General features: G+C 74.7%; 19 protein-coding genes. 12 read left to right on the forward strand and 7 right to left on the reverse strand.

All coding sequences use genetic code 11. From position 1 onward, the window contains the following. Nucleotides 1–1,068, reverse strand: a complete 1,068-nt coding sequence (locus tag EKG83_RS17280) for a winged helix DNA-binding domain-containing protein (protein ID WP_033434059.1) — start codon at nt 1,066–1,068, stop codon at nt 1–3. Further along, on the reverse strand, nt 1,065–1,622 hold the full coding sequence (locus EKG83_RS17285; protein WP_033433988.1) for a DinB family protein: 558 nt from the start codon (nt 1,620–1,622) through the stop codon (nt 1,065–1,067). Before EKG83_RS17285 ends, EKG83_RS17280 begins: the two co-directional genes overlap by 4 nt. 62 nt (nt 1,623–1,684) lie before the next feature. Between EKG83_RS17285 and EKG83_RS17290 the strand changes: the two genes are divergently transcribed. Further along, nucleotides 1,685–2,635: a helix-turn-helix transcriptional regulator gene (locus tag EKG83_RS17290; RefSeq protein WP_033434058.1), complete on the forward strand. Its 951-nt coding sequence runs from the start codon at nt 1,685–1,687 to the stop codon at nt 2,633–2,635. A gap of 7 nt (nt 2,636–2,642) precedes the next feature. Here EKG83_RS17290 and EKG83_RS17295 read toward each other — a convergent pair whose 3' ends face one another. Next, nucleotides 2,643–2,906 carry a zinc-ribbon domain-containing protein gene (locus EKG83_RS17295; RefSeq protein ID WP_033433987.1) on the reverse strand — a complete coding sequence of 88 codons (264 nt, stop codon included), beginning with the start codon at nt 2,904–2,906 and terminating at the stop codon, nt 2,643–2,645. Nucleotides 2,907–3,029: 123 nt separating this feature from the next. On the opposite strand from EKG83_RS17295, the gene EKG83_RS17300 reads away from it, so the two are divergent. Next, nucleotides 3,030–3,395 (forward strand): STAS domain-containing protein, encoded by a 366-nt coding sequence (locus tag EKG83_RS17300; protein WP_051766612.1) that lies wholly within the window; start codon nt 3,030–3,032, stop codon nt 3,393–3,395. 90 nt (nt 3,396–3,485) lie between these two features. On the opposite strand, the gene EKG83_RS17305 is transcribed toward EKG83_RS17300, so the two are convergent. After that, nucleotides 3,486–4,304, reverse strand: a complete 819-nt coding sequence (locus tag EKG83_RS17305) for an NAD(P)H-binding protein (protein WP_033433986.1) — start codon at nt 4,302–4,304, stop codon at nt 3,486–3,488. Between the two features lie 90 nt (nt 4,305–4,394). On the opposite strand from EKG83_RS17305, the gene EKG83_RS17310 reads away from it, so the two are divergent. Beyond that, nucleotides 4,395–4,781 carry a winged helix-turn-helix transcriptional regulator gene (locus EKG83_RS17310; protein ID WP_033434056.1) on the forward strand — a complete coding sequence of 129 codons (387 nt, stop codon included), beginning with the start codon at nt 4,395–4,397 and terminating at the stop codon, nt 4,779–4,781. A 124-nt stretch (nt 4,782–4,905) separates the two neighbouring features. Next, nucleotides 4,906–6,123, forward strand: coding sequence for an erythromycin esterase family protein (locus tag EKG83_RS17315; RefSeq protein WP_051766611.1), 1,218 nt, complete (start codon nt 4,906–4,908; stop codon nt 6,121–6,123). Nucleotides 6,124–6,127: 4 nt separating this feature from the next. On the opposite strand, the gene EKG83_RS17320 is transcribed toward EKG83_RS17315, so the two are convergent. Then, nucleotides 6,128–6,997, reverse strand: coding sequence for a LysR family transcriptional regulator (locus tag EKG83_RS17320; RefSeq protein ID WP_033433985.1), 870 nt, complete (start codon nt 6,995–6,997; stop codon nt 6,128–6,130). A gap of 94 nt (nt 6,998–7,091) precedes the next feature. Between EKG83_RS17320 and EKG83_RS17325 the strand changes: the two genes are divergently transcribed. Beyond that, on the forward strand, nt 7,092–8,012 hold the full coding sequence (locus tag EKG83_RS17325; RefSeq protein WP_063741436.1) for a DMT family transporter: 921 nt from the start codon (nt 7,092–7,094) through the stop codon (nt 8,010–8,012). On the opposite strand, the gene EKG83_RS17330 is transcribed toward EKG83_RS17325, so the two are convergent. Then, nucleotides 7,945–8,850: an RNA polymerase sigma-70 factor gene (locus EKG83_RS17330; protein ID WP_033434053.1), complete on the reverse strand. Its 906-nt coding sequence runs from the start codon at nt 8,848–8,850 to the stop codon at nt 7,945–7,947. The genes EKG83_RS17325 and EKG83_RS17330 overlap by 68 nt on opposite strands. Before the next feature lie 256 nt (nt 8,851–9,106). Beyond that, the gene (locus EKG83_RS17335) at nt 9,107–10,024 is read right to left on the reverse strand and encodes a TauD/TfdA dioxygenase family protein (RefSeq protein ID WP_033433984.1); all 918 of its coding nucleotides are present in this window, start codon (nt 10,022–10,024) and stop codon (nt 9,107–9,109) included. A gap of 252 nt (nt 10,025–10,276) precedes the next feature. Here EKG83_RS17335 and EKG83_RS49635 point away from each other — a divergent pair, with 252 nt between their 5' ends. From EKG83_RS49635 to EKG83_RS17365, 7 genes are all read left to right on the forward strand, one after another. Further along, complete coding sequence (locus tag EKG83_RS49635; protein ID WP_407690781.1) at nt 10,277–10,360, forward strand: putative leader peptide; 84 nt, start codon at nt 10,277–10,279, stop codon at nt 10,358–10,360. Nucleotides 10,361–10,430: 70 nt separating this feature from the next. Further along, on the forward strand, nt 10,431–11,438 hold the full coding sequence (locus EKG83_RS17340; RefSeq protein ID WP_033433983.1) for an ABC transporter substrate-binding protein: 1,008 nt from the start codon (nt 10,431–10,433) through the stop codon (nt 11,436–11,438). After that, on the forward strand, nt 11,435–12,256 hold the full coding sequence (locus tag EKG83_RS17345) for an ABC transporter ATP-binding protein (protein WP_033433982.1): 822 nt from the start codon (nt 11,435–11,437) through the stop codon (nt 12,254–12,256). The genes EKG83_RS17340 and EKG83_RS17345 overlap by 4 nt, the downstream gene beginning before the upstream one ends. Continuing rightward, nucleotides 12,253–13,107, forward strand: coding sequence for an ABC transporter permease (locus EKG83_RS17350; RefSeq protein ID WP_084716925.1), 855 nt, complete (start codon nt 12,253–12,255; stop codon nt 13,105–13,107). Before EKG83_RS17345 ends, EKG83_RS17350 begins: the two co-directional genes overlap by 4 nt. 33 nt (nt 13,108–13,140) lie before the next feature. Beyond that, nucleotides 13,141–14,709, forward strand: coding sequence for an FAD-dependent oxidoreductase (locus EKG83_RS17355; protein WP_033433981.1), 1,569 nt, complete (start codon nt 13,141–13,143; stop codon nt 14,707–14,709). Further along, nucleotides 14,706–15,059 carry a 4Fe-4S dicluster domain-containing protein gene (locus EKG83_RS17360; protein WP_033433980.1) on the forward strand — a complete coding sequence of 118 codons (354 nt, stop codon included), beginning with the start codon at nt 14,706–14,708 and terminating at the stop codon, nt 15,057–15,059. The genes EKG83_RS17355 and EKG83_RS17360 overlap by 4 nt, the downstream gene beginning before the upstream one ends. Next, nucleotides 15,056–16,246, forward strand: a complete 1,191-nt coding sequence (locus tag EKG83_RS17365; protein ID WP_051766608.1) for an ROK family protein — start codon at nt 15,056–15,058, stop codon at nt 16,244–16,246. The genes EKG83_RS17360 and EKG83_RS17365 overlap by 4 nt, the downstream gene beginning before the upstream one ends. The last annotated feature ends 1 nt before the right edge of the window (nt 16,247 follow it).

Genomic DNA, 16,247 nt, shown 5'->3' on the forward strand with positions numbered 1-16,247 from the left:
TCAGACCTCCTTCCCCAGGAACGCCGCCAGCTCCTCCCGCTCCTCCGCGACGGCCACCCGCTCGGCCCGCGTGAAGGGGCGCAGCGGGGTCACGACCACGTCGTCGCCTTGAGTGGTCCAGGTCGCGGCCACCCGCCCGTCCACCAGCACGACCCGCTCACCGGCGACCGACAGGCCGCGGTGCGCGTCGTCGATGACGCGCGTGCGGTCGTGGTAGCCGAGGATCGCGTTGTCGAAGGCGGGCAGGAAGCGCACCGGGGCCGGCGTGCCGGGGTCGGGCCGCGGCGCGTCGGGCAGGTCGAGCAGTTCCCGCCCGCGCCCGTCGCGGAACGCCACCAGCTCGTCGCGCAGCGCCGCCACCGCGGCCGGCAGCCCGGCCAGCCCGCACCAGGCGCGCAGGTCGGCCGTTGACGCGGGGCCGAAGGCGGCCAGGTAGCGCCGCACCAGCGCCCGGCCGACCGGGTCGGTGCCCTCCGGGGCGGGCGGGTCGATGTCACGACCCAGCCAGGAGGACAGCAGGGCGTTGCGCACCCCCGCCTTCACGCGCCACAGCCCGCGCGGCGGCACCTGGGCCATGGGCAGGAGGGCGGCGATCACCATCTCGCCCAGCGCCCGCCGCCCCGGCGCCGGCCACCGCTCGACGAGCGCCGGCGTCAGCTCCGCCGCGGAGCGGGGCCGGCCGTCGGCCATCACCGCCAGGCCCGCCGCCGCCAGCTCGCCGAGGTCCACCCCGGCCAGCTCGCGGCGGTAGGTGCCCAGCACCCGCTGCCGCAGCATGGCGTCGTGACGCGCCCGCCAGGCGAGCGCGTCACGCGCGGTGACGAGGTGGACGGTGCGGCGCATCAGGTGGGTCCGCACCACCTGCCGCCCGACCAGCAGGTCCGACAGCACCGCCGGGTCGAACGCCCGCAGCCGCGACCAGAGGCCGGTGAACGGCTCCTGCGGTTCCTGCGCCTGGAGCCCGCACAGGTGCGCGACGGCGTCGGAGACCGGCACGTCGGCGCGGTCGAGCAGCAGTTGCCGGGCCAGGGTCGCGCGGTTGAGCGCCCGGTCGTCCAGGGTGGTCAGCTCGACCTCCGCCCGTCCAGGCTCTCGCGCAGCACGTCCGCGTGACCGGCGTGCTGGGAGGTCTCGGCGATCAGGTGCAGCAGCACCCCGCGCACGCTGCGCACCGCGCCCGGCTCGTGCCAGGGCGCCTCCGGCAGCGGGTGCGCCGCCGACAGGTCGGGCAGGGCGGCGACGACCTCCGCGGTCCGGGCGGCGACGCGCTCGTAGCGGTCCAGGACCCCGGCCAGGGTCTCGCCGGGCAGCATCCGGAAGTCGTTCCGGTGGTCGACGGCCCACTGCGGGAACTCCCGCGCGGTACCGGCCGCGAAATCGGCCCAGGTGACCCCTTCGGGCAGGTCGTAGCGCATGGCCGAGGGGCCCTCGGCCGCGAAGCGGATCCACTGCTCCTCCATGGACGCCACGTGTTTGACCAGACCGCCCAGGCACAGCTCGCTGACGGTGGGGCGCTCGCCCGCCTGCTCGTCGTCGAGCCCGTGCGTGGTCCTGGTCAGGGCGGTGCGGGCGGCGGTGAGCGCGGTGAGCAGGTCGTCCCGCTCGGTGTTGGTGTTCGGCACGTGACCACCGTCGCAGGGGTAGCGGCCAGGGAGCGTCCGCTTCTCCGGGCAGCATGTCGGACGTGCCGAAGACCTCAGCGCGACTGCTGGCCCTCCTCTCGCTGCTCCAGGCGCGCCGGGACTGGCCGGGTGCGCTGCTGGCCGAGCGCCTGGCGGTCAGCCCCCGCACCGTGCGCCGCGACGTCGACCGCCTGCGCGATCTGGGCTACCCCGTGGTGGCCACCAAGGGTCCCGACGGCGGTTACCGGCTCGGCGCGGGCACGCACCTGCCGCCGCTGCTGTTCGACGACGACCAGGCCGTCGCGCTCGCCGTGGCCCTCCAGGTCGCCACCGGCACCGACACCGGGGAGGCCGCGGCCCGCGCGCTGAACACCGTCCGGCAGGTCATGCCCGCCCGGCTGCGCCACCGCGTCGACACCTTCCGGGTCACCGCCGTGGAACAGGCGCCGCGCGTCGACGGCGGTGTGCTCGCCGCGCTGGGCGCCGCCGTCCACGCCCGCGAGGTGCTGCGCTTCGACTACGACGGGCGGTTCCCGCCCCGCCGGGCCGAACCCCACCACCTGGTCATCCGCAACGGGCGCTGGTACCTGGTCGCCTGGGACCTCGACCGCGGCGACTGGCGCACCTTCCGCGCCGACCGCATCGCCCCGCGCGTCCCCACCGGTCCCCGCTTCACCCCGCGCGACCTGCCCGGCGGTGACGTGGCCGCGTTCGTCACGGCCAGGTTCCGCGGCGCCGAGGGCGACTGGCCGTGCCGCGGCGAGGTGGTCCTCCACCTGCCGGCCGCCGTCGCGTCCCGCTACGCCGGTGAGGGGGTCGTCGAGGAGGTCGGCCCGGACCGCTGCCGGTTGGCGCTGGGCTCGTGGTCGTGGACCGCGCTGGCGGCCGCCTTCGCCCGGTTCGACGCCGACTTCGAGGCCGTGGAACCGGTCGAGCTGAGGGAGGCGTTCACGCGCCTGGCCCGCCGGTGCGCCGGGGCCGTGGCGCCCGGGGGTCCGGGCACGACTGCCTGAATTCACCTCACGCCGTGCCATATCCCTGGACCTGACCGCCCGCCTGCGCGAGCAGCCCCTTCGCCTGGTCCTTGGGCAGCCGGTTGGCCAGGCCGCAGAAGGTGCACTGGGTGCCGTACCGGGTCCGGACCGGGAACAGCGGGACGAAGAACAGCGTGAACCTGGTGACCGACCGGTGCAGCGGGTGCGCCACCCGGTTGCCGCACCTCGGGCACACCAGCGCCAGCACCGCCAGGACGAACACCTTGGTCCGGAAGCCGAAGATCACCACGTCCGCATGCACTCCCGTCGACTGGTCCTGGTCCCAGGGTCGCACAGGGGCGGGCCGACGTGCATGGGATGCGCCCGCGCGGGGAAGACCAGGGTGGCGAGGGCGGTTCGTGCGGGAGGCGATGTGGCAACCGGCGGGGAGTACGTCGAGCAGCTGCGGGTGGAGCGCGAGCACCGGGACGACGTGGTCGTCGTGCTGGTGTCGGGCGAGCTGGACAGCACCACCGAGCCGCGGCTCCGCGAGGAGCTGACCGCCGCGTTCGCCGGTGCCGCGGTGAGCGGGGTGCCCGTGGTGGTCGACCTGACCGGGGTGGGCTTCTTCGCCTCGGTCGGCATGGCGCTGCTGGTGGAGCACCACCGGCTGGGCGTGCGCCGGGGCACCCCGTTGCGCGTGGTCGCCCCGGCGCGCAGCCCCCTGCGCGCGTTGCGCGCCGCCCAGTTGGACCAGGTGCTCGACCTCTACCCGGACCTGCCGTCGGCCCTGGCCTGAGCACCACGGCGGTCGGTCGAGCGGCGGCCGGGAGCGCGTACCGCCGTTGCCCGGGCGGTGGTGCGCGAGCGGGCGACGGCGGTGCCCCGGTCAGCCGAAAGCCGCCCGGTTGCGGGCCACCCACTCGGCGAACGCGCGGGCCGGGCGGCCCAGCACGCGGGCCACGTCCGGGCTGACGCGCCGCTCGTCGGCGGACGGCTCGCCGAGGATGCCGAGGGTGGCCTCCACGACCGGTTCCGGCATGTGCGCCAGCATCCGCTCCCGCGCCTCCGCGCGGCTCAGCTCGACGAACCGCACCGGCTCGCCCAGGACCTCCCCGATCACCGCGGCCTGCTGCCGGGGCGAGACGGCCACCGGCCCGGTCAGCGTGTAGGTGCGGCCGCCGTGGCCGGGTTCGCGCAGCGCGGCGGCGGCGACCTCGGCGATGTCGGCCGGGTCGACGGCCGGCAGGGCCACGTCGCCGAACGGCGCGGCGACCGTCCGGTGCGCGCGGACCGACCCGGCCCACTGCAACGCGTTGGAGTCGAAGTTGCCGGGCCGCAGCACCGTCCACTCCGGACCGGCGCCCTTGACCGCGTCCTCCAGGCCCGCGGGGTGCCGCCCCGTGCCGACGCCCTGCGACGACAGCAGCACGACGCGCCCGACACCGGCCGCCCGCACGACCTCGACGACCTCCCGGATGTCGCCGCCGGCCAGGAACTCGGCGGAGGTCAGCAGGAACAGCGCCGACGCACCGTCCAGCGCCGGCTTGAGGCTCCCCGGCTCGATCAGGTCGGCTTGGGCGAACCGGACCCCCGCCGGCACGTCGGCCTGCTTGCGGGCCACGGCGGTCACCTGCTCGCCGGCCTCGGCGAGGGCCCGCACGAGCGGCCGCCCGACGTTCCCGGTCGCTCCCGTCACCACGATCATCTTCGTTCCCCTGTCACTGGTTCCTGCCGCGGACCGGGCCAAGCTACGGTCGGGGAACCCGTAGGCACCTAGAGGAAAGTGGCGGTTCAGGTGATCGAGACCACAGCCGAGACGCCCCCGGAGCTGGCGTGCCCGATCGCCCCGGTGGTCGACGTCGTGTTCAGCCGGTGGACCACCCCGATCCTGTGGGTGCTGCACGAGCACGGGCGGCAGCGGTTCGTGGAGCTGGCGCGGCGCATCACCACGATCTCGCCGAAGGTGCTGACCCAGGGGCTGCGGCGGCTGGAGCGCGACGGCCTCGTCGTGCGCACCCACCACGGCGGGGTGCCGCCGCGGGTGGAGTACGAGATCAGCGAGCTGGGGCGCAGCCTCGGCCCGCTGTTCGCGTCGCTCGCCGAGTGGTCGGCCAACCTGGCCGAGGTCGAGCGGGCCCGCGTGGACTACGACGCGAGGCAGCGGGGCGGCCGCCGGGACTGAGCGGGTTACCCGTCGAGTTGAAGGTTTCGCGGCGCCTTCTTGGGGAAACGGCGCGAAACCTTCCACGAAGTACTTCAACGATACGGTTGAGCTGGTCATAGTGCCTCCGAGCGAAGGACCACGCATGACCGTCCCCCTGATCAGCGTCGCCGGCGACGACCACCGGACCCTCGTCGAGGCCGTCGCCGCGCAGTTCCCCACACCGCCGCGCGTGCTCGGGTTCGGTGAACCCGTGCACGGCGAGGACGAGTTCGCCCACCTCCGCAACGCCCTCTTCGAAGTCCTGGTCGAGCGACTGGGCTTCACCTCGATCGCCCTGGAGACCAGCGCCTGGGAGGGTCGCGTGGTCGACGCCTACGTCCGGGGCGGCGACGGCGACGAGGACGAGGTCATGGCCACCGGCTTCACCCACGGGTTCGGCGGGTCCCCGGCCAACCGCGCGCTGGTCCGCTGGCTGCGCGAGCAGAACCGCCACCGGCCGCGGGAGCGGCACCTGCGGTTCGCGGCGTTCGACGCCCCCGTCGAGATGGCCGCGGCACCCAGCCCGCGCGCGGCGCTCCGGTCGCTGCACGACTTCCTGGGCGCCCACGCGGACGTGCCGCCGTGGGAGGACCTCGACCGCCTGCTGGGCCCCGACGAACCCTGGTCGGACCCGGCCGCGGCGATGGACCCCGCCCGCTCGGTCGGCGCCGAACCGGGGGTCCGCGAGCTGGGCGCGATCACCGACGACCTCCGCTGGACGCTGGCCGCCGAGGTGCCCCGGCTGCGCCGGGAGGTCGACCCCGACGAGCTGGACGACGCCCTGCTCGCCGCCCGCACCGCCACCGGCCTGCTGGCCTACCACCGCACCATGGCCCGCGACACCGGGCACCGCTGGCACCGGCTGGCCGCCGTCCGCGACACGATGATGGCCGACAACCTCCAGGCCATCGCCGAGCGCGGCCCGACCCTCGTGTTCGCCCACAACCAGCACCTGCGCGCCGGGACCACCTCGCTGTCGTTCCCGCCCCAGTTCGGCTCGACCACGCTGCGCTGGCAACCCGCCGGGGCCCACCTCGCCGACCGCCTCGGCGAGGACTACCGCGTCATCGCCTGCGCCCTCGGCGAAGCGGCCCACCAGGAGATCCCCGAGCCGGAGCCGGACACCGTCGAAGGCGTCCTGCACCGCGACCTGCCGCCCGGCAACCACCTGCTGGCCGCACCCGCGGTGCACGCGCTGCAACGGGGGCTCGCGGCCAGGAAGAGCCCGACCTACCGGTACATCCCGCTCGACGAGACCATCCTGGGCCAGGTCGACCAGTTGCTGTTCCTGCGCGCCATCGAGGCCGACCGGAGGAGCTGACCCGTCAGGCGGCCCGCTGCCGTGCCGAGGTCAGCAGCGCGGCCGCCGCCGGGTGCCACGGCCGGTGGCGGGGACCGGTGAGGACCAGGGTCCGGCCGACGCGCTGGACCAGCGGGACGAGCACGAGGTCGGGGCCCTCCATCCCGGCGGCCAGGCCCGGCACGAGCGACACCCCGGTGCCGGCCCGGACCATCGCGAACAGCGTGCCGAGCTGGCGCACCCGGTGGACCGGGGCGAACCGCGTGCCCGCCAGCCGGTGCAGCTCCCGGACCTGCTGCTCGCAGCCGCCCAGCGACAGCAGGAACGGGTCGTCCTCCAGGTCGGCCACGTCGACCGCCCCGCCGCCGGCCAGCGGGTGGTCGCGCCTGAGCACCGCGTGGAACAGGTCGTCCGCCAACCGCACCGCCCCCGGTGGCGCCTCGACCGGGTCCACCAGGACCGCGAGGTCGGCGCTGGCCCCGTCGAGCCACCCGGTGACCTCGTCGTCGTCGCCCTCGAACAGCGACACCGACACGCCGGGGAACTCCGCGCGCCAGTGGTCGAGCAGGTCCGGCAGGAGGCGGTGGCACGCGGTGGGCGGCGCGGCCAGCACGAGGTCCCCGCGCGGCCCGCCGTCGTGCCGGCGCGCGACCTCCTCCAGCGACGCCACCGCGGTCAGCACCGCCCGCGCGTGGGTGAGCAGCCGCTCGCCGAGCGGCGTGGGGCGGACGGGGTTGCCCCGCACCAGCACCGGGTGGCCCGTGGTGCGCTCCAGGGCGGCGATCGCGTGGGAGACCGCGGACTGGCTGATCCCCAGCCGCTCGGCGGCCGCGGAGAAGCTCGCCGCGTCCGCGACGGCGACGAACGCGCGGACCTGGGGGATGCCGATGGTCATGAGATCTCCTCATGGGTGCTCAAGCCGATCTCATTGGACTCATGATCCCCGCCCGGTGAGCATGACGTCCAGGAAGTCTTCGGAGGGGGATCGCATGGTGCGCGGGTGGGTGCCCGGCTTCGTGGTGCTCTCGGCCCTGTGGGGTTCGAGCTTCGCCCTGATCAAGGTCGCGGTGGACGCGGGCGTCGCACCGCTGTGGGTGGCCCTGTGGCGCTGCCTGTTCGGCACCCTGGCCCTGCTGGCGGTGTGCGCGGTGCGGCGCTCGCCCCTCCCGCGCGACCCGGGCACCTGGGGGCACGCCCTGGTCGTCGCGGCCCTGGTGAACGCGGCGCCGTTCGCCCTGTTCGCGCACGGGGAGCGGTACGTCGACTCGGTGTCGGCGGGGGTCTTCAACGCCACCACCCCGCTGCCGACCCTGCTGTTCGCCGCCGTGCTCGTGGCCGACGAGCGCCTCACCGCGACGCGCGTGGCGGGCCTGGTGCTGGGTTTCTGCGGGGTGCTCGTCGTCCTCGGCGCGTGGGACGGCATCGCCGGCGGGACCCTCGTCGGCGCGCTGTCCTGCCTCGCCGCGACCACCTGCTACGGCGCCGGGTTCGCCTACACCCGGCGCTTCTTCTCGGGGCGGCCGGGTTCGGCGGCGGCGCTGTCGGCGGTCCAGGTCGGCTGCGCGACCGCCGAGCTGGCCGCGGTGGCGGCGGTCGTCGGACCGGCGCCCACCCGGCCCGGCTGGGCCGCGGCCGGCGCGCTGCTCGTCCTGGGCGCGTTCGGCACCGGCTTCGCCTACGTGCTGAACCTGGAGGTCGTCCGGCGGGCCGGCGCGACCGTCGCGTCGACGGTCACCTACATCACCCCGCTGTGGTCGACCGCCATCGGCGCGGTGCTGCTGGGCGAACCTGTCGGGTGGCACACGGCCGCCGGCGCGGCCCTGGTGGTCGCGGGTGTCCTGGTCACCCGGCGCCGCGCGTCACCGCGGTCTCGCGCGCCACGTGCGACAGCTTCTCGGGGTTGCGCATGAAGTACAGCCCGGTGACCAGGCCGCCGTCGACGCGGACCGTCATGATGCCGTCGACCTCGCCGTCGAGCCGCATGACCAGGGCGGGCCTGCCGTTGACCTCCACCGGTTCGAACGACATCCGGGGGCCGACCCGGTGCCAGCCGCCGGTGAGCAGGCGGGCGACCTTGTCGGCGCCCGCGACCGGTCGCGGCACGGCCTTCTTGACCCCGCCGCCGTCGCTGAGGGCGACCACGTCCGGCGCGAGGACGTCCAGCAGGCCCTGGAGGTCACCGGTCCGGATCGCCCGCTGGAAGGCGTCGAGCGCGGCGCGGGTGTCGGCGGGGGAGGCGACGTCGCGCGGGCGGCGCGCGGCGACGTGGGCGCGGGCCCGGTGGGCGATCTGGCGCACGGCCGCGGGGCTCTTGTCGACGGCGTCGGCGATCTCGTCGTAGTCCAGCGCGAACACCTCGCGCAGCACGAACACCGCCCGCTCGGTCGGCGCCAGCGTCTCCAGCACCAGCAGCATGGCCGTGGAGAGGCTGTCGGCCAGCTCCACGTCCTCGGCCACGTCGGGCGAGGTCAGCAGCGGCTCGGGCAGCCACGGGCCGACGTAGGACTCCTTGCGCCTGCTGAGGGTGCGCAGCCGGTCCAGCGCCTGGCGGGTGGTGATCCGCACCAGGTAGGCGCGCTGGTCCCGCACCGCGTCCAGGTCGACGCCGGTCCAGCGCAGCCAGGTCTCCTGGAGCACGTCCTCCGCGTCGGCGGCCGAGCCCAGCATTTCGTAGGCGACGGTGAAGAGCAGGTTGCGGTGGGCCACGAACGCCTCGGTGGCCCGCCCCGGACGGCCGTCCTCGCTCACGTGCTGCTCCTGTCCCCGGTCCGCCTGGTCGCACCACGAGACGCCGGGCACCACCGCCGCGTGACAGTACCGGCCGGTGACGCGCGTCACGCGGCCGAGCGGTGCCGGGTCCGGCTGCGGCGCCGTCTGTCGTGGGCGAGCGCCGAGGAGGGGGAACGCCGTGAACCCGTCGCGGGACCGTTCCGGGCACCGCGCCCGGTGGGCCGCTCGCCGCGGTCCGGCGCGGAAAGCCCGGACCGCGGCCCCGGACCCGGGCTCAGAGCGCGGAGAAGTGGCCCGCGTCGCCGGTGATCGCGGTGCTCGCGACGCCCTCGACGCTGACCGGCACGTCACCGGCGAGGGTGATCCGGTGCAGGCGGCGGTGCGCGTCGTCGTAGTCGGCGACGCCGTAGTGCTGGGTGGCGCGGTTGTCCCAGACCGCCACGTCACCGTCGGCCCACTGCCAGCGCACCGTGTTCTCCAACCGGGTGATCCGGTTCTGCAGCAGCTGGAAGACCGCGTTGGACTCCTCGCCCGACAGGCCCACGATCCGCTTGACGAAGTGGCCGAGCAGCAGCGCCCGCTCACCGGTCTCCGGGTGCACCCGGACCAGCGGGTGCTCGGTCTCGTAGCGCGACGACCGGAACTCCTCGCGGTAGGTCTCCTCCTTGACGTCCACGCCGCCGATGCGGGTCGAGTCGACGTGCCCGGCGTAGTCGTAGAGGTTGGTGTGCACCGCCCACAGCCGGTCCGCCAGCGCCTGCAAGGCCGGCGGCAGGTCCTGGTACGCCCGCGCCGTGTTCGCCCACACCGTGCTGCCGCCGTAGGGCGGCAGCTCGACCGCGCGCAGCACGCTGATCGCGGGCACCCGGTCCACGAAGGTGACGTCGGTGTGCCAGCTGTTGGCCTTGCCGTGGTCGGAGTCGATCGGCAGCACGTTGGCGTGCTCGCGGCCCTTGACCGTGGGGTGCGCGAGCGTCGGCTCGCCGAGCAGCCGGGCGAACGCGAGCTGGCCGTCGTCGTCCAGGTGCCCCTGGTCCCGGAAGAACACCACCTTGTGGGTGAGCAGGGCCTCCCGGATCCTCGCCACGTCGGCCGCGGGCAGGTCGCCGCCCAGCCGGACGCCGTCGACCCGCGCGCCCACGGCCGCGCCCAGCTTGTGGACGGTGATCGTTTCGGAAAGCTGTGCGGTCATCGCACGTCCTCTCGTGGAAAGCGGTTCTCGCCTTCACCCTGGGCGGCCGCGCGCGACCCGCACAACATTGCGCCGCGGTGAAATAAGTCGTCCCAGGAGCTGGACCCGGTTGACACGCGAACCGGCCCGACGACTTTCTTCCCGTGCGAAAAGAAGTGCCGCCTGTCCAGTGCCGGACGCCCTCCACCCCATGATGTGGGACGCCCTGCCCAGCCGTTGACCCGGTCCGACCGGGGTGTGACGCTCTGCGGCGTGAGTCAGGCCCGTTACCTAACCTCGCGTCGGCACGTCGATCTCCGACGCCACGCCGGCGCGATCTGTCGCACCGGCCGCTGAACCCCAACCGCGCGATCCCGTCCGGGAGCGACATTCCGGCCTGCCCATTTTTCCCAGCAAAGGATTTGCCGTGACCAGCACGCGACGGAATTTCCTCGGCCTCTCCCTCCTCGGCCTGGCCTCGGCCGCGGTCGGCTGCTCGACCGCGGGCGGCGCGAGCGGCGCCGAGACCAGGACGCTGCGCTACCAGGGCTGGGCGGGCGACGTGTCGCTGCCCGAACTGGCCGCCGACCTCGGCTACCTCGGCGACGTGAAGCTGGAGTGGGTCGGCAACACCACCAGCGGCCCGCAGGACATCCAGTCCGCCGCCACCGGCCAGGTCGACTTCGGCGGCGCGTTCAACGGCGCCGTGGTCAAGCTCAAGGCCGCGGGCGCGCCGATCAGGTCGGTGATCGGCTACTACGGCGCGGACGAGTTCGCCTACAACGGCTTCTACGTGCCCGAGGACAGTCCGATCAGGACGGCCCGCGACCTGATCGGCAAGAAGGTCGGCATGAACACCCTCGGCGCGCACCACGAGGCCATGCTCGGCATCTACCTCAAGCGCAACGGCCTGTCCCCGGAGGAGGTCAAGAAGGTCGAGCCGATCGCGCTGCCCCCGGTGAACATCGAGCAGTCGGTGCGGCAGGGGCAGATCGAGGTGGGCGTGCTCGGCGGCATCCTGCGCGACAAGGCGCTGGAGAAGGGCGGCCTGCGCAAGCTGTTCTCCGACTTCGACCTGCTCGGCGCGTTCACCGCGGGCACCTACGTGTTCACCGAGAAGTTCCTGCGGGACAACCCGAACACCGTGCGCACCTTCGTCAGCGGCGTGGCCAGGGCGATCGAGTGGAGCCGCACCACGCCGCGCGAGCAGGTCGTCGAGCGCAAGGTCGCGATCCTGACCGGCCGCGGCCGCAACGAGGACCCGGCCGCGCTGCGGTACTGGAAGTCCACCGGTGTCGCGCAGAAGGGCGGCCGGATCACCGACGAGGAGCTGAACGTGTGGATCGACTGGCTCGCCGAACGCGGTGAGATCGCCAAGGCGCAGGTGAAGGTCACCGACCTCTACACCAACGACTTCAACGAGCTGGCCCGATGAGCACCCACATCAGCTTCCGCGGCGTCACCAAGCGGTTCCAGGTCAAGGACCGGAAGTCCCGGCGCCGCAGCGAGTTCACCGCCGTCCAGGGGGTCGACCTGGACGTGGAGCGCGGCGAGTTCCTGGTCCTGGTCGGGCCGAGCGGGTGCGGCAAGTCCACCCTGCTCGACCTGCTCGGCGGGCTGACCGCGCCCACCGAGGGCGAGGTCCTGCTGGACGGCAGGCCGATCACCGGGCCCGGCCTGGACCGCGGCGTGGTGTTCCAGCAGTACGCGCTGCTGCCGTGGCGCACCGCCCAGGGCAACGTCGAGTTCGGCCTGGAGGCGGGCGGCGTGCCGCGCCGCGAGCGCGCCGACCGGGCCCGCGCGTTCCTGGACCTGGTGGGGCTCTCCGGCTTCGAGGACCGGCACCCGCACCAGCTCTCCGGCGGCATGCGGCAGCGGGTCGCGATCGCCCGCAGCCTCGCCTACGACCCGGACGTGCTGCTGATGGACGAGCCGTTCGCCGCGCTCGACGCCCAGACCCGCGAGTCGCTGCAGGACGAGCTGCTGCGCATCTGGCAGCGCACCGGCAAGACGGTCGTGTTCATCACGCACGGCATCGACGAGGCCGTCCACCTGGGGCAGCGGGTGGCCGTGCTGACCTCGCGGCCCGGCCGCGTCAAGGAGGTGGTCCCGATCGAGCTGGGCGACCGCACCGGCCAGGACGACCCGCGCTCCAGCGCGGAGTTCGCCCGCTACCGGCACCGGATCTGGGAACTGCTGCACGACGAGGTCTCGCGCGCCCGGCAACAGGAGAAGGAGGTGGCGGTGGCATGACCGCCCTGCTGGAAGCCCCACCGGAGGTCGGGGAGGGCGCGGCACCCGCGGACCGGCCGCGACGGACCCCCGTCGCCCGCCGGGTCGCCGAGGCCCTGCTGGCCGCGGTCAACCGGGTGGTGGCGATCGCGGCGCTGCTGGCGCTGTGGGAGGCCGCGCCCCGGCTCGAACTGGTCGACCCCACGTTCCTGCCGCCGCTGTCCACCGTGCTCGACGCGTGGTGGGGCCTGGCCACGAGCGGCCAGCTGCTGGAGCACACGGGGGCCAGCCTCGCCCGCTCGCTGTCCGGGTTCGGCCTCGCGGTGGCCGTCGCCGTGCCGCTCGGCCTGCTGATCGGCTGGTACAAGCCGGTGGCGGCGCTGCTGGGACCGCTGCTGGAGGTGTTCCGCAACACCGCCGCGCTGGCCCTGCTGCCGGTGTTCGTGCTGCTGCTCGGCATCGGCGAGACCTCGAAGATCACCATCGTGTTCTACGCGTGCACCTGGCCGGTGCTGCTGAACACGATCAGCGCGGTGCGCGGCGTGGACCCGACCCTGCTGCGGCTGGGCCGGTCGGTGGACCTGTCCGGGTTCCGGCTGTTCCAGAAGGTGATCCTGCCCGCCGCGGTGCCCACGGTGTTCACCGGCGTCCGGCTGGCGGGCGCGGTGTCGATCCTGGTGCTGGTGGCCGCCGAGATGGTCGGCGCCAAGGCCGGGCTCGGCTACCTGATCAACGCCTCGCAGTTCAACTTCGCCATCCCGCAGATGTACGCGGGCATCATCACCATCTCCGCCATCGGTGTCGCGTTCAACCAGGTCCTGGTGGCCCTGGAGGGCCGGTTCACGTCCTGGCGCGTCCCCGTCGGCGCCTGAGGGCGCCCCCGAAGTCGGAAGGAGATCCCCCGGATGTCGCTCGAACTCACCGCGGACGTGCTCGTCGTCGGAGGCGGACCGGCCGCCACGTGGGCGGCGCTCAAGGCCGCCGAGGAGGGTGCCTCGGTGGTGCTGGCCGACAAGGGCTACTGCGGCACCAGCGGCGCGACCGCGTCCGGCGGCACCGGCGTGTGGTACGTGCCGCCGGAGCCGGAGGCCCGCGAGAAGGCCATGGCGAGCAGGGAGGGGCTGGGCGGCTACCTGGCCGACCGGCGCTGGATGGCCAGGGTGCTCGACGAGACCTACGAGCGGATCAACGAGCTGGCCGAGGTCGGCCGCTACCCGTTCCCGGTCGGCCCGGACGGCCGTCAGCTCCGCAACGGCCTCCAGGGGCCGGAGTACATGCGGCGCCAGCGGGTCCGGGTGCGCCGCGCCGGGGTCACCGTGCTGGACCACAGCCCGGTCACCGAGCTGCTGACCGCGGCGGACGGCGCGGTGGCGGGCGCGGCGGGCCACCAGCGGCAGGCCGACCGGCCGTTCCGGGTCCGCGCGGGCGCGGTGGTGCTCGCGACCGGCGGCTGCGCGTTCCTGAGCAGGGCCCTGGGGTGCAACGTCAACACCGGCGACGGCGCGCTGTTCGCCGCCGAGGTGGGCGCGGAGCTGTCGGGCATGGAGTTCTCCAACGCCTACGGCATCGCCCCCGAGCACACCTCGGTCACCAAGACCGCGTTCTACAACTACGCCACGTTCTACCGCGCGGACGGCTCGGTGCTCGACGGCGCCGGCAGCCAGGGCGGCCGGTCGGTGATCGCCCGGACGCTGTTGTCGGAGAAGGTGTTCTGCAAGCTCGACCGCGCCGACGAGGCCGCCCGCGTGGCCATGCGGCTGGCGCAGCCGAACTTCTTCCTCACCTTCGACCGGCTGGGCGTCGACCCGTTCACCGAGCCGTTCGCGGTCACCCTGCTCGCCGAGGGCACGGTGCGCGGCACCGGTGGCATCCGCATCGTCGACGACGGCTGCGCGACCACCGTGCCCGGCCTCTACGCGGCGGGCGACGCGGCGACCAGGGAGCTGATCTGCGGCGGCTTCACCGGCGGCGGCAGCCACAACGCGGCGTGGGCGATCTCGTCCGGGTCGTGGGCGGGCCGCGCCGCCGCCCGGTTCGCCCGCGCCCTCGGCCCGGCCGCGACCGGCCGCGAGGTGACCGCCGCGGGCGGCGCCGGCCTGCGCCCCACCGGCACCCCGGGCCGGGTGTCCGCCGCCGAGGTGGTCGGCACCGTGCAGGCCGAGGTGCTGCCCTACGACAAGAACTACCTGCGGCACGGCGACGTGCTGCGGCCCGCCCTGCGGGTGCTGGACGGCGCGTGGGAGTCGGTCCGGGCCGGCCTGCGCGCCGAGGGTGCCGACGCGGTGCGCGCCCGCCAGGCCGCCGCGATGCTCGCGCACGCGCGGTGGATGTACACCTCGGCGCTCGTGCGCAGCGAGAGCCGGGGCATGGCCAAGCGGCTCGACTTCCCCGACCTCGACCCCGCCCAGCACTTCCGGATCACCTCGGGTGGCCTGGACGAGGTGTGGGCCCGACCGGAGGAGGTCGCGGCGTGATCGAGCTGGTGTCCGCCGACCGGTGCGTGGCCTGCGACAAGTGCGTCGTCGTCTGCCCCACGAACGTGTTCGACCGCGGTGAGGACGGGGTGCCGGTCGTCAGCAGGCAGCAGGACTGCCAGACCTGCTTCCAGTGCGAGGCCAACTGCCCCACCGACGCGCTGTTCGTCGCGCCGCACACGCACCCGCTGCCCGAGGGGTCGTTCGCGCACGACGAGGAGCACCTGCGGCGCACCGGGCTGCTCGGCAGCTACCGCAGGCACATCGGCTGGGGGCACGGCCGCACGCCCGGCGCGGCGCGGGCGGTCGGCCCCGCGCTCTCGCCGTCCGGCCCCCCGCTCATCTCGTGAGCACCGCCGCGGAGCACCGCCGGGGCACGGCCGCCGCGGCGGTGCTGGGCGCGGTGCTGCGGCACGGTCCCGTCGCCCGCAGCACCATCGCCCGGCTGGCGGGCCTCAGCCCGGCCGCGGTGACCCGCAACTGCGCCGCGCTGGTCGACCTGGGCCTGCTCACCGAGCGCGCCGGACCCGTGCCGTACCAGGGGATCGGCCGGCCGCACGTGCCGCTCGACATCGAGACCGAGCGGCACATCGTGGCCGGGGTGCACGTCGCGCACGAGTACTGCACGCTGGCGCTGATGGACCTGCGCGGGCACGTGCGGGCCCGGCTGCGCGTGCCGCACCGCAGGCCGGACGACCCGGTGGAGGTGCTGACCACCGCCGCCGACCACCTGGTGCGCCTGCACGCCGAGCGGCTGCCCGGGCACGTGCCGCTCGGCCTGGGCGTCGCGGCGGGCGGCTGGATCGACACCGAGGAGGGCGTGCTGGTCGAGCACGCCTCGCTCGGCTGGCGCGACGTCCCCGTGCGCGAGCTGCTCGCCTCCCGCACCGGCCTGCCGGTGCTGGTGGACAGCCACGCGCGGGCGCTGGCGCAGGCCGAGCAGCTGTTCGGCGCGGCCGGGCACCGCGAGTCCCTGGTCCACCTGTTCGTCGGCAACGTCGTGGACGCGGCGATCGTCACCGGCGGCACCACCCACCGCGGCGCGCGGTCGGCGGCGGGCGGGATCGCGCACCTGGCGCTGGGCGACCCGGCGATCCGGTGCGGGTGCGGCCGCAACGGCTGCCTGGAGGCCACCCTGTCGGACCGGGCCTGGGCGCGGCGGGCCCACCGGGCGGGCGTGATCGACCGGCCGTCCATCGCCGACCTGGGCGAGGCCGCCGTCCGCGGGTGCGGCCGGGCCACCGCGCTGCTGGTCGAGCGCGCCCGGATGGCCGCCCGCGCCGCGGCCCTGCTGTTCGACATCGTCAACCCCGACGTGCTGGTGGTCACCGAGCTGGGCGTGATCCGGCTGCCCGAGTGCGTGGCCGCGCTGCGCGCCGAGGTGACCGCCACGTCCCGGGTGTGCCCGTCGGCCTCGGCCGTCATGGCCAGCAGCTTCGGCGAGGACGTGCTGGGCGTGGCGGCCGGTGCCGTGCAGCTCAACGCCCTCTACGCCGACCCCTTGAGCATCCGCAGTCCGATCCGGTTGGGAGTCTGAA

This window comes from Saccharothrix syringae, from assembly GCF_009498035.1.
GTDB lineage: Bacteria > Actinomycetota > Actinomycetes > Mycobacteriales > Pseudonocardiaceae > Actinosynnema > Actinosynnema syringae.

Excerpts from the sequence above, each read along its gene's own strand:
- EKG83_RS17315 (WP_051766611.1), top strand. The coding sequence starts at position 4,906 with ATGACCGTCCCCCTGATCAGCGTCGCCGGCGACGACCACCGGACCCTC.
- EKG83_RS17335 (WP_033433984.1), bottom strand. The coding sequence starts at position 10,024 with ATGACCGCACAGCTTTCCGAAACGATCACCGTCCACAAGCTGGGCGCG.
- EKG83_RS17355 (WP_033433981.1), top strand. The coding sequence starts at position 13,141 with ATGTCGCTCGAACTCACCGCGGACGTGCTCGTCGTCGGAGGCGGACCG.
- EKG83_RS17350 (WP_084716925.1), top strand. The coding sequence starts at position 12,253 with ATGACCGCCCTGCTGGAAGCCCCACCGGAGGTCGGGGAGGGCGCGGCA.
- EKG83_RS17305 (WP_033433986.1), bottom strand. The coding sequence starts at position 4,304 with ATGATCGTGGTGACGGGAGCGACCGGGAACGTCGGGCGGCCGCTCGTG.
- EKG83_RS17325 (WP_063741436.1), top strand. The coding sequence starts at position 7,092 with ATGGTGCGCGGGTGGGTGCCCGGCTTCGTGGTGCTCTCGGCCCTGTGG.
- EKG83_RS17320 (WP_033433985.1), bottom strand. The coding sequence starts at position 6,997 with ATGACCATCGGCATCCCCCAGGTCCGCGCGTTCGTCGCCGTCGCGGAC.
- EKG83_RS17345 (WP_033433982.1), top strand. The coding sequence starts at position 11,435 with ATGAGCACCCACATCAGCTTCCGCGGCGTCACCAAGCGGTTCCAGGTC.